This is a genomic window from Chryseobacterium luquanense, assembly GCF_026460945.1.
GTDB classification, from domain to species: Bacteria; Bacteroidota; Bacteroidia; order Flavobacteriales; family Weeksellaceae; genus Chryseobacterium; species Chryseobacterium luquanense.
On the sequence record NZ_JAOVZV010000015.1, the window covers coordinates 31,208 to 47,184 of the forward strand.

At 33.4% G+C, this 15,977-nt stretch carries 13 protein-coding genes; 7 read left to right on the forward strand and 6 right to left on the reverse strand.

The window, feature by feature from the left end; genetic code table 11:
* Positions 1-28 precede the first annotated feature (28 nt).
* Positions 29-769, reverse strand: coding sequence for a hypothetical protein (locus OEA66_RS12710; RefSeq protein ID WP_267281731.1), 741 nt, complete (start codon positions 767-769; stop codon positions 29-31).
* A gap of 47 nt (positions 770-816) precedes the next feature.
* Between OEA66_RS12710 and OEA66_RS12715 the strand changes: the two genes are divergently transcribed.
* Together OEA66_RS12715 and OEA66_RS12720 are read left to right on the forward strand one after the other, a co-directional pair.
* Positions 817-1,794 carry an aminodeoxychorismate synthase component I gene (locus OEA66_RS12715; RefSeq protein ID WP_267282006.1) on the forward strand — a complete coding sequence of 326 codons (978 nt, stop codon included), beginning with the start codon at positions 817-819 and terminating at the stop codon, positions 1,792-1,794.
* Positions 1,778-2,404 carry an aminotransferase class IV gene (locus OEA66_RS12720; protein WP_267281732.1) on the forward strand — a complete coding sequence of 209 codons (627 nt, stop codon included), beginning with the start codon at positions 1,778-1,780 and terminating at the stop codon, positions 2,402-2,404. The genes OEA66_RS12715 and OEA66_RS12720 overlap by 17 nt, the downstream gene beginning before the upstream one ends.
* A 296-nt stretch (positions 2,405-2,700) precedes the next feature.
* Here the strand turns inward: OEA66_RS12720 and menD are convergent, their stop codons facing one another.
* Positions 2,701-4,377 (reverse strand): 2-succinyl-5-enolpyruvyl-6-hydroxy-3-cyclohexene-1-carboxylic-acid synthase, encoded by a 1,677-nt coding sequence (menD, locus tag OEA66_RS12725; RefSeq protein ID WP_267281733.1) that lies wholly within the window; start codon positions 4,375-4,377, stop codon positions 2,701-2,703.
* Positions 4,378-4,553: 176 nt separating this feature from the next.
* Here menD and OEA66_RS12730 point away from each other — a divergent pair, with 176 nt between their 5' ends.
* On the forward strand, positions 4,554-5,504 hold the full coding sequence (locus OEA66_RS12730; RefSeq protein ID WP_129535624.1) for an isopenicillin N synthase family dioxygenase: 951 nt from the start codon (positions 4,554-4,556) through the stop codon (positions 5,502-5,504).
* 196 nt (positions 5,505-5,700) lie between these two features.
* Here OEA66_RS12730 and OEA66_RS12735 read toward each other — a convergent pair whose 3' ends face one another.
* Complete coding sequence (locus tag OEA66_RS12735; protein ID WP_267282007.1) at positions 5,701-6,744, reverse strand: PA0069 family radical SAM protein; 1,044 nt, start codon at positions 6,742-6,744, stop codon at positions 5,701-5,703.
* Positions 6,745-6,877: 133 nt separating this feature from the next.
* Entirely contained in the window at positions 6,878-7,069 is a 192-nt protein-coding gene (locus tag OEA66_RS12740) for a hypothetical protein (RefSeq protein WP_267264069.1), read from the reverse strand.
* Positions 7,070-7,231: 162 nt separating this feature from the next.
* On the opposite strand from OEA66_RS12740, the gene OEA66_RS12745 reads away from it, so the two are divergent.
* A complete protein-coding gene (locus OEA66_RS12745) occupies positions 7,232-7,576 on the forward strand; it encodes a hypothetical protein (RefSeq protein WP_267281734.1) in 345 nt (114 codons plus the stop codon).
* Positions 7,577-7,608: 32 nt separating this feature from the next.
* Here the strand turns inward: OEA66_RS12745 and OEA66_RS12750 are convergent, their stop codons facing one another.
* Entirely contained in the window at positions 7,609-10,308 is a 2,700-nt protein-coding gene (locus tag OEA66_RS12750; RefSeq protein ID WP_267281735.1) for an AsmA family protein, read from the reverse strand.
* Positions 10,309-10,339: 31 nt separating this feature from the next.
* Positions 10,340-11,131: a DUF2797 domain-containing protein gene (locus OEA66_RS12755; RefSeq protein WP_267281736.1), complete on the reverse strand. Its 792-nt coding sequence runs from the start codon at positions 11,129-11,131 to the stop codon at positions 10,340-10,342.
* A 180-nt stretch (positions 11,132-11,311) separates the two neighbouring features.
* Between OEA66_RS12755 and OEA66_RS12760 the strand changes: the two genes are divergently transcribed.
* The 3 genes from OEA66_RS12760 to secA all read left to right on the forward strand — a co-directional run bounded on the left by OEA66_RS12760 (position 11,312) and on the right by secA (position 15,885).
* Positions 11,312-12,334, forward strand: coding sequence for a GDP-mannose 4,6-dehydratase (locus OEA66_RS12760; protein WP_267281737.1), 1,023 nt, complete (start codon positions 11,312-11,314; stop codon positions 12,332-12,334).
* Positions 12,335-12,473: 139 nt separating this feature from the next.
* On the forward strand, positions 12,474-12,695 hold the full coding sequence (locus OEA66_RS12765; protein ID WP_027382805.1) for a DUF2795 domain-containing protein: 222 nt from the start codon (positions 12,474-12,476) through the stop codon (positions 12,693-12,695).
* Between the two features lie 115 nt (positions 12,696-12,810).
* Positions 12,811-15,885, forward strand: a complete 3,075-nt coding sequence (secA, locus tag OEA66_RS12770) for a preprotein translocase subunit SecA (RefSeq protein ID WP_267281738.1) — start codon at positions 12,811-12,813, stop codon at positions 15,883-15,885.
* Positions 15,886-15,977: the final 92 nt, after the last annotated feature.

Here is a 15,977-nt window from a genome sequence, read left to right on the forward strand (position 1 = left end):
TTTTTGAGAACAAAACGTTACACAATTATCAAAATCTAACTTTCTCTGTAAAAATAGTTTTATATAATGAATAAATCATTGCATTCCAAAATGGTAAAGTGAACAATCCACCAATCAAAAATATTCCGAAGCCTACATATTTAAATAAAACGGCAACAATTGTACAAACTAAAATTTCAATAAAATACATCTTCAATGCTTTCCAGTTTAAAGCAATTCCTTCAAAAATTGTTTTGTTTTGGAAAAACATCAATGGCGCAACAAATATTGTGATCAATACCCAAAAGATTGGAAGAATTAGTGTTTGAGCAATAAAGCTGTATAAGAAATACCAAAATATAAAATAGCTTGCATATCTGAAGAAATTAAGACCATTGTATCCGGCGAATAAATCTCTCAATTCGACAGGTTCTTTCAAATCAATTTTTCTGAAAATCTGAAAAAATCCCAGATTTAATGGATAAAGGAATATCTGAGTTCCAACAATTCCAAGATAAAAATTCTGAAACCCTTTTCCTGCGATTATTGTAGAAATATCTGTTTTATACTGTTCCATTCCTGATGGACCAACTTTCATATAATTTGACATTGCGCCAAAAAACTGATCCATAATTCCGTACTGCCCCGAAAAATAAAAGAAAACCGTAAAAAACAGAGTCAAATAAATAACTGAAAACATCAGTTGATACACCAAAGTTTTATTCCAGTAAAAAAAAGCCTGCTTTAAGATAAAATCAATTCCCGGTTTTTGTGGATATTTCTCCTGCATTAAAAATATTTTGTGCAAAAGTAAACATCAATAACTACTTTTGCGGAATGTTTTCGGCAAATCATCAAAAATTTATTGAAATGGATGAACTTTCGCATCAGAAAGTTCCCTTTCTCTTTATCATAGACTTTCTCGTTGACCAAATAGAAATTTTCAAGCAAAATGAAATTGAAAAAAGTGGTTTATTAATTGATTTTCAATCATTTTCAAACACAGAAAAGCAGGAAGCATTAAATAAAAAAACAGAATGGAAATCTTTCCCGGAATCATTGGAAAGCTTTAAAAAAGGTTTTGATATAGTTCAGAATAATATTCGCTTAGGGAATTCATACCTAACGAATTACACCCGAAAAACAAAAATTGAAACCAATTTGACTTTAGAAGAAATTTTCTTTCATTCTCAGGCAAAATACAAGGTCTTATATAAAGATTTTTTCGTATTTTTTTCTCCTGAAACTTTTGTTAAAATAATCAGTGATAAAATTTTCACTTATCCGATGAAAGGTACGATTGATGCATCTTTGGAGAATGCCGCAGAAGTTTTAAAAAACGATAAAAAAGAAAAAGCCGAACATTATACTGTTGTCGATTTGCTTAGAAATGATCTCAGCATGGTCGCAGATGATGTGAAGGTAGATAAATTTCAATATATTGATTTTCTGAAAACCCATCAAAAAAATCTTTTTGCGATGAGTTCAGAAATTTCAGGAAATGTAAAAGATGAATTTAAAGGAAAAGTGGGAAGCATTATGCAGAAACTTTTGCCGGCAGGTTCGATTTTAGGCGCACCAAAACCCAAAACTTTAGAAATTATATTAGAAGCAGAAGGCTTCGACAGAGGTTTTTATACCGGTGTATGCGGTTGGTTTGACGGTGAGAATCTAGACAGTTGCGTGATGATTCGTTTTATCGAAAAAGAAGGTGACCAACTCTATTTCAAAAGCGGCGGCGGAATCACGCACATGAGCAAGTTAGAAGACGAGTACGAAGAAATGAAAAATAAAATCTATGTCCCAATTCATTGAAAGCATCAAAGTAGAAGATCAGGAATTGTTCCTGCTGGAATTTCACCAAAAACGTGTCAATGATACTTTTGCCCATTTCGGGAAAGAAGGTTCTATCGATCTGGAAAAAATCTTTAAAAATCTGAATCATGATGAAGATGGTTTATATAAATTGAGACTGACTTATGATCTCGATAAGAAATTCAGAACCATGATGATTCCTTATGCAATTCCGGAGATACAGGATTTTCAATTGGTTGAGAATAACATTTACGATTATTCCTTTAAGTTTGAAGACCGTAAGGAGTTGGAAAAAATGAAAATGAAATCTAAAGCTGAGGAAATCATCATCGTAAAAAATAATCATATTACAGACACTTCTTTTTCCAATCTTTTATTCCAAAAAGGGAAAGAATGGTTTACGCCGTCAACTTATCTTTTAAACGGAGTTCAAAGACAACATCTTTTAAAGAAAAAGAAAATCAAAGAAGCAGAAATCACTTTACAAAACATCAAGGAATTCTCACATTTTCAATTGATTAACGCACTGAATAACTTTGATGATATGTTTATCTATCCAATTTCGAAGATTACCAATCTTCCGGGGAATGATGATTATTTGGATATGTAAATTTAAAATATACTCTCCCAGATGATGCAGATTTATGAGATGAATAAATCTGCTTTTTTATATTATAAATTTTAACTAACGCAAAGTCAAACAAAGAATTTTAAATCTTTACTGTTTTTAAGTAATACAAAGGCGTAAACTTAACAAAGAAACACGAGTACTTTCAATTATAACATACTGCGTGCAATCATTTTTTATTTAAAAGTTTCGAGATTATATTAGGCTTGTTTGAAAAATCTATAGATTTTTGCTTAAACTGTCTTAACAGCTTAACATCCTTAATGGTTCAATATTTCTTAGCTTTCCTTTAAAAAATTAAAATAAGCCTTCTGTGTATCTGCATTGTTTTTACCTTGTGTATTGACTTCCATTATTTTAGGCTGCACATCAGGTTTGAAGAAATTATCAAAAACACGGTCTAACGTTCCGTCGTCATCTACTTTCACATAAGAAAAACCGAAATGCTTCGCTAGAAACTCAGCATTTTTATGATGCTTTGTCGCGATAAATTCGTCAACTGTATTGGAGTTGGCATTTCCTGGTCCTGGAATGATTTTAAAGATATTCCCTTCTCCGTTATTGAAAATAATAATTCTGGTAAATGGTGGAATATATTGATTCCAAAGGCCATTGATATCGTAGAAAAAACTTAAATCTCCGGTAATCAACAAAGTCGGATTTGCATTTTTAATGGCAAAACCCATCGCTGTAGAAGTTGAACCGTCAATTCCGCTGGTTCCTCTGTTGCAGTACATCTTTCTTTTACCAAAATCAAACAACTGTGCATAACGAATCGCCGACGAGTTGCTGAAATGGATATTGTAATTTTCAGGAATGCTTTGAGAAGCTTTATTAAAGAAATAAAAATCTGAAAACTCTGTTAGGTTTAAAAAGTCTTTATGTTTTTTATCTTTTTTATCTCGTAGAACATCCCAAAGATTGTAGTAAGGTTTTGGTTCTAAGTTGATAAAATTTAACAATTTAGAAAAGAAAACTTCAGGCTTGATTTCTAATTTTTGGGTTAAAGCAAAATAGGTATCGGGTTGCCAAACCTCATCCAAATGCCAATGCTGTTTCGGATGTGCATTTCTTAAAAACTGTTTTACTTTTTTTGAAACCACATTTTGCCCGACTGTAATCAATAAATCCGGAGCATACGTTTTAAAATCCTCTTCTGTAAAGGCAAAAATGTAACGGTCGATATGTCTGAAAAACTTTTCGTGATATAAGTTTGAATTAGCTTCACTTAAAACAACGACGGAATGATTTTTAACCAGTTGCGTTAACTGATTTTCCAGCTCAGGACTGTAATCTTTTGTCCCGACCAAAATCATGATTCTCTGTGAAGTATTCCAGTCTGCCACTAAATTTGAAGGAATTTCGTAATCTTTCTTTTTTATTGTTTTTTCCACTTGAGGAAAAGTAGGAAGTTCTGAAACCAATTCGTACAAAGGCTCTTCCAAAGGAATATTGATGTGAACCGGACCTTGTTTTTCAAAACAAAGCTCGATTGCTTTTTTTATAATATCTGAATTGATATTTTCCGCATCATCTTTGCTGTCTTCCATCAATTGAAAATCTCCGTAAGAATGCTGATGAAAGAGGTTGTTTTGCCTTATGGTTTGCCCGTCAAACAAGTCAACGTAATCCGTAGGTCGGTCTGCCGTCAAAATCAACATTGGAACGTTTGAATAAAAAGCTTCAGTTACGGCAGGATAATAATTTGCCGCTGCAGAACCGCTCGTACAGGTAATTGCAACCGGTTTTTTCTCACTCATTGCCATCCCAAGAGCTACAAAGGCTGCACTTCTTTCATCAACAATACTGAAACAATTGAAATCATCCATTTCCGAAAAATGTATTGCCAAAGGAGCATTTCTGGATCCTGGAGATATGACAACGTCTAAAATTCCGTATTGCTGAAAAAGATTGGCAAGTACCTGAATACTTCTCTTGGAGGAATATTTTTTCATTTGAAAATTTCTATTGTTTTTTTAAAGTCAAATGCAATCGCTTTAATTTTCTCGTATTTATTTACTAATTGAGCCATTGTCGATTTCATAGAGCAAATTTAGTTTATAAATAATTAATTGTAAAATCATTTAAGCCAAAAAATCTGTAAATTAGCCCCACGTAAAATTTCTATAAAATGGATAAAATACCTAGTGTAGACCTGCGTGATTTCCTTTCGGACAACCCGGAACGCAAACAGAAATTTGTAAATGAAATCGGAAAAGCTTACGAAGAAATTGGTTTTGTAGCCCTTAAGGGACATTTCCTGGATGACCAACTCGTAGATGATCTTTATGGAGAAGTAAAAAACTTCTTTGAACTCCCCACAGAAACCAAACAAAAGTACGAGATCCCCGGAATTGGTGGACAAAGAGGCTATGTAGGTTTCGGAAAAGAAACTGCAAAAGGATTTAAAAAGGGTGATTTGAAAGAGTTTTGGCATTTCGGACAATACGTTTCGGATGACTCAAAATACAAAAGCCAATATCCTGATAATGTGATCGTAGACGAACTTCCAAAATTTAATGAAGTAGGTAAGGAAACTTATCAGATGCTTGAAAAAACAGGAAAATATGTGTTGAGAGCTTTGGCTTTATATCTTGGTTTGGATGAGTTTTATTTTGATGATAAAATTGCAGAAGGTAACTCTATTTTGAGACCCATTCATTATCCGCCAATCACTCAGGAGCCCGATGATGCAGTAAGAGCTGCAGCTCACGGAGACATTAACTTAATTACTCTTCTGATGGGTTCTCAGGGAAAAGGACTCCAGGTTCAAAATCACAAAGGAGAATGGATCGATGCGATTGCAGAACCAGACGAATTGATGATTAATGTTGGAGATATGCTTTCGAGACATACCAATAATAAGTTAAAGTCTACGATTCACAGAGTGGTTAATCCGCCAAGAGAATTGTGGGGAACTTCAAGATATTCTATCCCTTTCTTTATGCATCCTGTGAGCGAAATGTCGCTGAATGCGCTTGAAAATTGTGTAGATGAAAATCACCCAAAATTGTATGAAGATACAACTGCAGGAGAATTTTTACACGAAAGATTAATTGAATTGGGATTAATTAAAAAATAATTTTAAAACCGGACTTTTGAGTTCGGTTTTTTATTTTCAACAGCATCATCTATGAAATCCACATAAAATAATTCTCCCACAGATTTCACAGATTCCCACAGATTTTTTTTGTGTATTAAAAAGAAGTAACTTTTAGGCAGACCATATCTTTAAAATCTTCTATGGAAACCCGTACGATTAGCACAACATTTTTTTATCAAAACAATCTTAACTGCTGTTCCCTCGTCCCCGTAAAACCATCCGTTGAAAGTTTTGGAAATTCTTTTCCATCGAAATATTTCTTTCTTCCGATTTTAAAAGTATTGTGAATCATTTCAGCAATATTTCCTTCACCTTTCATTCTTTCAAAAATTCTTTTGTCACCCAATTTTCCGCCGCGCATTGAGCGAATAAGGTTTAAAACTTTTTGTGCTCTGTCGGGAAAAGCATCTTCAATCCATTTTACAAAAACGGGTTCTACGGTATCATTTAATCTCACCAAAGTATAGCCAAAACTTTGTGCTCCCACATCTGAAATAGCTTTTAAAATCGCTAAAGGTTCATCACTGTTTAATCCGGGAATAATTGGTGCAACCATTACATTAACAGGAATTCCATTTTCAGACAAAATTTCGACAGCTTTCAGTTTATTTTTTGATGAACTCGTCCTAGGTTCCATTTTTCTACGCAAATCTTCGTTGATAGTCGGAATACTTAAAGAAACAGAAACCAAATTCTGTTCAGCCATCCGTTTGATAATATCCAAATCTCGCAACACCATTGCGTTTTTCGTAAGAACATTGACAGGATGTCTATAATCGAGACAGACCTGCAGCAATTGTCTTGTAATTTCAAATTGTCTTTCAGCAGGCTGATAACAGTCAGTGTTTCCTGAAAGTAAAATCGGCTCAGGTTTATAACCTCTTTTTCTGAAAAATTTTTCGAGCAGTTCGGGAGCATTTTTTTTGACCATGATTTTTCTTTCAAAATCAATTCCGGCGCTATACCCCCAATATTCATGCGTTGGTCTGGCGAAACAATAAGAACATCCGTGTTCACAACCCTGATAAGGATTCATCGAATATTCCATCGGCAAATCTTCACTTTTCACCTGATTAACAATTGTTTTCGGGAAAACTTCGGTGAAAGTGGTTTTTACAGGTTCAAAATCTTCATCTTCAGGTTCAAAAGTATATTTATCGAAACGGTTGATAACATTTCGCTGCGCTCCCTGACCTTTTATGATATTTTCGTTCTGCATTTCTGATGTAAAAGTAGAATGGAATTTCTGTAAAATAATAAGTTTTAACACTAAAGTTTTCCACAAAAAAATCCGGCATTCCAAAAAAATCGGATGCCGGATTTATAAAAAATTTATATCTGTTTACTACTTCCTATTTGAATGCGTAGAACTCAATACCATGATCGTCATCGTCACTTTTTTTATCAAAGTGTCTGTGATGATCCGAATAGTATTCGTTGTACTTTTTGTGTTTTTTACCTAAAATTTTCTTTACGCTTAAAAAACTTATTACTGCCAAAAGACCTACTCCTCCTGCCAGTAAAACTCCTACTTCTTTTTTCATGTTTTTCACGATTTTGTATTGTGTTCTATCAAATAGTGTACCTTTTTATATTTTTGATATGACAATTTTTGTTAATATTTATAGCAAATTTATTAATACTGAGTTAAAACCCGTTTTCTAATTTATGGTTTAATAATTGTACTGACAAATAAAAATATTATTATGGAAAATTCAGAAAATAATGACCAAATGTCGACCCTAAGTCAAGTCATGGAAACCTTGAGAAAAAGGGGAATACACAAAGAATTCAGAATGAATGACGAGTGCCAAATGAAGTATGATAATTCTGAAAAAAACTATCTTCCAGAGGAATTGGTCATCTTAAAAACTTACCGTTTTGAAGGCGATAGCAATCCAGATGACAATATTGCTTTGTATGTTTTGCAGGATAATGATAAGAATTTAGGAATAATTATCGATTCTTATGGTGCAGACAGCAATTATCCCGGTGAAGAATTTGATACTTTTCTGCGAGATATTCCAATTCAGGAAAGTGATGAATATTAAATCAAACTAATTTATATATAAAACTCCCAAAATTATTCAGTTTTGGGAGTTTCTTTTTTATTGAAAACCCTTTTAAACAGACCTTTCTTTTCTTTCGGTTTTTCAGATTCTTTTTTCTGAGCTGAAGCATTTGCTTTTGATGAACCCAGTTCTTTTGAAATATCTTTTTTTGCCTCCTTCACAGAATTCTTTACATCTTTCACACCACTTTTCACATCTTTTACGGTATTTACAGCTCCTTCAACGGTCTTTTTAGTTTTATCGACGTTAACTCCGATGAGTGTCTTTTTTAAACCATCTTCAATTCCTTTCCAAAACATATTAAAGAATGATTTTGTAGGATCTCTTTCTACATCTTCTACAACAACCGATTCCGGAAATTTACCTGAATCTGATTTAATGAAAATATTGGCAACTGCACTCAAAACTCCCTTTTTCTCTTTGCTGTTTTTATCTAAAATTGAAACTTTTAGATCTTTATGTTTAATATTAAAAGCTCCTCCAATTCCTTTCGGATTTCCTTTAAAATTAAAGATCATTTCCTGAATTGTTCCGGTTGCTGTAACGCTCATGTAAGGTACCACAAATGCATTCAGAGCAACTGCCGGAATATTACTAAGTTTTCCCGCAATGGTAAAATGATCGTTTTGATCCGCAGTGTTGAAGCCCCAATTGACAGAAAGTGGTGAGGTTTTCATAAACGTACAGTCAATTTTTATCTGAACATTTGTTGGTTTACCTTTCATTTTTGCAGAATTCAGATTTTTTACATTCATATTAAAATTTGTGAATGTCAATTTCCCTGGCCCGCTGCTTTTCGGTGTATCTTCTTCATACTCTAAAACCGAATTTTTCAATTGAAGTTGATTGATAAACATTGGAATTTTAATCGACCTTAGCATTTTAGAATACAAAGGCTTTATTTTAGGATCATCTGCAGGAATTTTAGATCTGAAAATATTAGCATTCGCAGAATTGATCGTAACATTTGCCGCATTAATTGATTTATTTTCTGAAAACAAATCCCAATTTCCCTGGGCAGAAATTTGATTAACTTTTATGTCATACAAATCACTTTCCACAGGAATCATTCTGATAAACTGAGCTCTGGAAACCAGAGGTACCATTGTAAACTGATTGATTTCGACTTTGTTTTTATTTAAAGCCAAACTTCCGCCGCTCATCCTATAGAATTTCGTTTTGTAATCGAAATTTTTGGTTGTTAAAACATAATCTTTTATTTTAACTGCCATTCCGTTTTTTGCACCATTTTCAACCAATTCAAGCTGATTTACGGCTACATTTAAATCATTAAAAGTTAAAGGCTGATTTTCGCTTTCGTACGTAATATTTGAATTTTTAAGCAAAATTTCCCCCACAACAATCGGAAATTGAATTCCTTTCACTGCCGTTTTTTTCTTTGGAATAGTTTTTCCTGCAGCAATTTTACCGTTGATTCCGTCAATTAAAACATCTTTTATATCGAGATTTATTTTTTTATCAACAAATTTGAATTCATTGATGTTAAACTGAATCAGATTTGTTTTAAAATCCATTGCCATTTTTGGCGAATTGGTTGGTTTTGCAACAATATTTCTTATTTGTCCACCTTTGGGATTCAAGCTAAAATTCTCAACAAAAATATCTTGAGCATCATTATAGTGAATTCCTTTTCCTGAAATTTTAAAATTTTTATACAAAACCGGAATTACTTCCTGCGAACTTTCTTTGGTAAATTCAAGTTTATTAATATTCACGCTTAAATCTTCCGCAAAAAACAAATCAGATTCGTCTGCTTTTACAATCTGAACTTTAGCATTATTTAGTTTAATAATATCCAAATTAAGCTCGAAATTCTGTTTCTTTTCAGCCTTTTTTACTGCAATAACTCCCGTTTTATAAACTTTCAAAAAAGCATTCTGGAAATCTGCATTTGATAAAGAAGTCTTGTTTTTTTTCAGAACAATATCCTTAAAACTCATTTTAGGAATACTGAACTGGAACATTTGAGTTTTTTTCGGATAATTTTTTTTAAACTGTTCAAACGAAATAATGGGCATCAGTTGGAAATTCTCCACCGACATTTGCCCATTTGTAGTAGTGATTTTTGCAATTTTTAAAGTGTAAATATCATCAGGCTGAAAGAAAAAATCTTTTCCGGTAATTTTATATTCATCAAAAACGACAGGAAGATTATTTTCTACTGATTCTTCAGTCAATTGAAGATTTTCGACATATAAATCGAGTTCATTAACGCTTGCAAATTTCTGCTTGGTGTATTTAAAAACATTAATTGTTCCTTTATTGATTCTGATATTTTCAAAATTGACAGGATTTGGTTTCTTTCCTGTTTTTACATCTTTTGGTTTTGCGAGGATAATATTCAGATTAGGTTTTGCCAACAATAAATCTGATGAACTAATTGTCTTATTAAACAACGCATCATAAATCCCGAAACGACTGATCTTTAAAGTATCAATTGTTCCTTGAAGTCCAATTACATTAATGTTTTGTGGATTTTTATTGTTGACGGTAATTCCCGTTGCGAAAATATTTCCGGTTCCCAAATCGACATCCAAAGATTTGTAAGAAACCTTGTAATCTGTATTTTTCTTGATATAATCAGGAAGCTGGGTTTTGAGCCAGATGTTGAGTCCGAAATTGGCAATCAGAACGATTCCAAATAAAATTCCAAGACCTATTAAAAGCTTTTTAACCCAAGGTTTTTTCATGATTATAAATTTAAACGCATTACAATTATTTTTAAACAGTTAGCTCAATTACATATCCTTCATGCCCTCTTACATTCATAAAATTTCCACCTTCAAAACTTAGATATTGCCCTTTAATCCCAATTAATTTTCCTGTAAATTCAGGTTTTTTATCTAAAGTAAAAGAGGTCACTTTTTCAGGTTTCGAAAACGGATAATCAAATTTCCACATATCTTCACCTTCCGAATAGAACTGCTGGAAATCTTCAGGAAAATATTCTCTTATTTTTTGCTGAAAATCTGCCAAATCAATCTCGTCTTCAAAATCATCCTGCAGCATTTTTCTCCAGTTGGTTTTATCGGGAAGATGGTCTTTCAATGCAACTTCTATCATTCCGGCTTCGTAGCGGTTTTCTGTTCTGGCAATCGGTAAAGCAAATGTTGCGCCTTGATCGATCCATCGTGTGGGAATTTGCGTATTTCTCGTCACACCCACTTTCACATCACCTGTATATGCAAGATATACGGTATGCGGTTGCAATTGGATTTGTTTTTCTATTTCTAAATCTCTTTCGCCAACTCCCAAGTGCGCAGTGGAAAGTTCAGGACGAATAATGGTATCACTTGCATAAGGACTTTCGAAGAAGCAGCTTTTACAAAATCCCATTCTGTAAATTGTTTTATCTAAACCACAATTTACACATTGAAAACCTGTATGTTTTATAGTCATTTCCTTTCCGAACAATTCGTTCATGTGAATAAGATCCCCTGAAAGGTTGAGATAATATTGGATAGGTTGAGCATCGAAACTCGTCATTTTTAAAATTTGCCCCTGAAACTGCATGTTAAATAATTTAAAAGTAAAAGTACGAAAACAAGAAATACTCAAGCCATCGTTTTTTAATTACTTTTTTAGCCGAATTTAAAAATCGCTTTATTTTTCAGCTTGATATCTCAAATATTATCAAATTATTAAAGGAAAGAAATTCTTAAATTTATACTTTTGTGCAACTAAAACACTCAGATGACATATTTCGTAACAGGAGGAAGCGGATTTATTGGTTCTCATTTGGTAGAAAAATTATTGAAAGAAGGACATTCTGTCATAAACATTGACAACTTTGATGATTTTTATGATTATAAAGTGAAAATTCAAAATACCCTGGAATCTTTAGGGAAAAATATTGAATTTGAATTCTCTAATAAAGAAAATGATATTCAGAATTTAATTTCTATTTCAAAATCTGACAATTATACTTTATATTTCCAAGACATAAGAGACAAAAGTGGTTTAGAAAAAATATTCACTAACCATAAAATCAACCAAGTCATTCATTTAGCGGCTCTTGCAGGAGTAAGACCTTCGATTGAAAGACCTTTAGAATACGAAGAGGTAAACATCCGAGGAACCATGAATCTTTGGGAACTTTGTAATCAATTTAGTATTAAAAAGTTTGTTTGCGCTTCATCATCTAGCGTTTACGGAAACAATGAGAAAACTCCTTTTTCTGAAACGGATAACGTAGACTACCCCATTTCTCCTTATGCTGCAACAAAAAAAAGTGGCGAAATTTTAGGTCATGTTTATCACAGCCTTTATAATATCGACATGATTCAGCTGAGGTTTTTCACCGTTTACGGACCGAGACAAAGACCAGATTTAGCTATTCACAAATTTACAAAACTCATTTCTGAAAACAAAGAAATACCTTTCTACGGCGATGGAAACACGGCAAGAGATTACACTTACATCGATGATATTATTGATGGAATTATAAAATCTATTAAATATTTAGAAAATAACACAAATATTTATGAGATTTTGAACCTGGGAGAAAGTGAAGTTGTTAATTTAAATAAAATGCTTTCTACGCTAGAAAACCTTTTAGGAAAATCTGCCATTAAGAAAAATCTGCCAATGCAACCGGGTGATGTGCAAAAAACCAGCGCCGATATTACAAAAGCACAAGATTTAATCGGTTATAATCCTACAACAAACTTCCAAAATGGCACAAAAATATTTGTGGAATGGTTTTTGAGAAAATGACATCAATCGGCCGCAATCATGTTCAACACAGCAATTGCCGTCAGTATAGACAAAAATTAATAAAAGAATTGAAAATCAAGTCATAAAAAAAGTTTATAATATAACCTATTTTTATACTTTTGCAAAAAAATAAAGAATTATGTACTGGACATTAGAATTAGCATCATACCTAAGCGACGCACCTTGGCCAATGACAAAAGCAGAACTTATCGATTACGCGATTAGAACTGGTGCACCAATGGAAGTAGTAGAAAACCTTCAGGCAATTGAAGACGAAGGAGAAATTTACGATGCAATCGACGAAATTTGGAGCGACTATCCAACAGATGAAGATTATCTTTGGAACGAAGACGAATATTAAGAAAAGCATTAAGCTTTAGGTAGTATACTTAAAGCTTTTTAAATATATAACATACACCAGAGCGTGTAATTTTAATATGCTTAAAGCAATTTGCTTTGAGCCTAAATCAAATTCTATGAGTTTTTTAAATAAAGTTCTTAAAGGGTTTTTGGGAGACAAAAAAGCGCAGGACCTAAAGGAAGTAAAAAAAGTTGTAACAAAAATCAAAGCTGTTGAGCCTGCAATCGGAGAATTATCTGATGATGGTTTGAGAGAGAAAACCGCTGAATTTAAATCTAAAATTAAAGAAGCGACAAGCAGTATCACAGCGCAGATAGAACAAATTAAAGAGCAGATAAAAAACTCTACCAATGTTGATGAGAAGGAAGCTTTGTTTTCTAAAATAGAAGCTTTGAAAAAAGATTCTTACGAAATCGAAGAAAAAGTTCTTTTACAGGTTCTTCCGGAAGCTTTTGCCTTGATTAAAGAAACATCTAGAAGATGGGCTCAAAACGGAGAAATTCGTGTAACAGCAACAGATTGGGACAGAGAACTTGCTGCTGCCGGAAAAGATTTCATTGAAATTCAAGGAGATCAGGCAGTTTGGAAAAACTCATGGAATGCAGCCGGAACCCCCGTACTTTGGGATATGGTGCATTACGACACGCAGTTTATTGGTGGTGTGATTCTTCACAGCGGAAAAATTGCTGAGATGGCAACCGGAGAAGGTAAAACTTTAGTGGGAACACTTCCTATTTATTTAAATTCACTTCCTGAAAGAGGAGTTCACGTTGTAACCGTGAATGATTATTTGGCAAAACGTGACTCGGCTTGGATGGGACCATTGTACCAATTCCACGGAATGTCTATCGATTGTATCGATAATCACCAACCGAATTCAGACGGAAGAAGAAAAGCATACAACTCAGATATTACGTACGGAACCAACAACGAATTTGGTTTCGATTATTTGAGAGACAATATGGTAACTTCACCTACAGAGTTGGTGCAGAGAGAACTAAACTTCGCAATTGTGGATGAGGTTGATTCTGTATTGGTAGATGATGCAAGAACACCATTGATTATTTCTGGTCCGGTTCCTCAGGGAGACAGACAGGAATTTGACATTCTTAAACCTTCAATTGACAGAATCGTTGAGGTACAGAAAAAAACTGTTTCTGCTATTTTTAATGAGGCTAAAAAATTAATAGCAGCAGGAAATACAAAAGAAGGAGGATTCAAATTACTTCAGGCTTACAGAGGTCTTCCTAAAAACAGACAATTAATTAAATTCTTATCGGAAAGCGGAAATCGTGCATTGCTTCAGAAAGTTGAGGCGCAATATATGCAGGATAACAACCGTGATATGCCGATTGTAGATAAAGACCTTTACTTTGTAATTGAAGAAAAGAACAATCAGGTTGACTTGACAGACAAAGGTGTAGAATACATGTCTCAAGGAAATTCTGATGCCAATTTCTTCGTTCTTCCAGATATCGGAACTGAAATTGCTGAGGTGGAAGCTAAAAATTTATCTAAAGAAGAAGAATTTGAAGCTAAAGAAAAACTATTCTCTGATTTTGCTGAAAAATCTGAGAGAGTTCATACAATGAGTCAATTATTAAAAGCATATACCTTATTCGAAAAAGATGATGAATATGTGGTTATTGACGGTGAGGTAAAAATTGTTGACGAACAGACCGGTCGTATTATGGAAGGTCGTCGTTATTCAGACGGTCTTCACCAAGCGATTGAAGCTAAAGAAAGTGTAAAAATCGAAGCAGCTACTCAGACTTTTGCAACGGTTACTCTTCAAAATTATTTCCGTATGTACAACAAATTGGCGGGAATGACTGGTACAGCAGAAACTGAAGCTGGTGAACTTTGGCAGATCTATAAATTAGATGTTGTGGTAATTCCAACCAACCGTCCAATTCAGAGACATGACAGACAAGATTTGGTTTTCAAAACCAACAGAGAAAAATATAATGCAGTAATTGAAGAAATTGAAAACTTAACTTCAGCAGGAAGACCTGTATTGGTGGGAACAACTTCTGTTGAGATTTCACAATTATTGTCAAAAGCACTAAGTTTAAGAAAAATTCAACACCAAGTGTTGAATGCAAAACTTCACAAAAAAGAAGCAGAAATCGTTGCAGGAGCTGGTCAACCGGGAGTTGTAACTATTGCAACCAATATGGCAGGTCGTGGTACCGATATTAAACTTTCTAAAGAAGTAAAAGAATCTGGTGGTTTAGCTATTATCGGAACAGAAAGACATGATTCAAGACGTGTTGACAGACAGTTGAGAGGTAGAGCAGGACGTCAGGGAGATCCTGGAAGTTCTCAGTTCTATGTTTCTTTGGAAGACAACTTGATGCGTTTATTCGGTTCTGAAAGAATTGCTAAAATGATGGACAGAATGGGTCATAAAGAAGGTGAAGTTATTCAGCACTCTATGATTTCTAAATCTATCGAAAGAGCTCAGAAAAAAGTGGAAGAAAACAACTTTGGAACAAGAAAGAGACTTCTTGAATATGATGACGTAATGAATAAGCAACGTGACGTAATCTACAAAAGAAGAAAGAATGCATTGTTCGGAGATCACTTGAAGTATGATATTGCGAATATGATTTTTGATGTTTCAAATTCTATTGTGGCTAAAGGCAAAGCAACCGGAAACTATAAAGATTTTGAATTTGAAATCATTAAAAACTTCACAATGGAATCTCCTATTTCTGAAAATGATTTTAAATCTAAACAGATTCCGGAACTTACCGATATGCTTTTCAAAGCTGCTCAGGCTGATTACGACATGAAACTAAATCTTCTGAAAGAAAAATCGTTCCCAATTATTGAAAATGTTTATCAGAATCAGGGTTCAATGTTCAAGATGATTCAGGTTCCTTTCACAGACGGTATTAAAACCACTACAATCGTAACTGATTTGAAAGAAGCTCATGATACAAAGTGTGACAGTTTAATCAACGATTTTGAAAAGAATATCACTTTATCAATCATCGATGAAAACTGGAAACTTCACCTTCGTGAAATGGATGATTTAAGAAAATCATCTCAAGGAGCTGTTTACGAACAAAAAGATCCTTTAGTTATTTATAAACAAGAATCTTTCCAATTGTTCAGCGAAATGGTTGACAAAATGAACAAAGAAATTATTTCATTCTTATATAGAGGAGAAATTCCCGCATAAGAGATAAATTGTAAATTTCATAAAAACCCACTTCAAATGAAGTGGGTTTTTCTTATTTAATGAATAATACTTATAAATTAAACATGATAAAT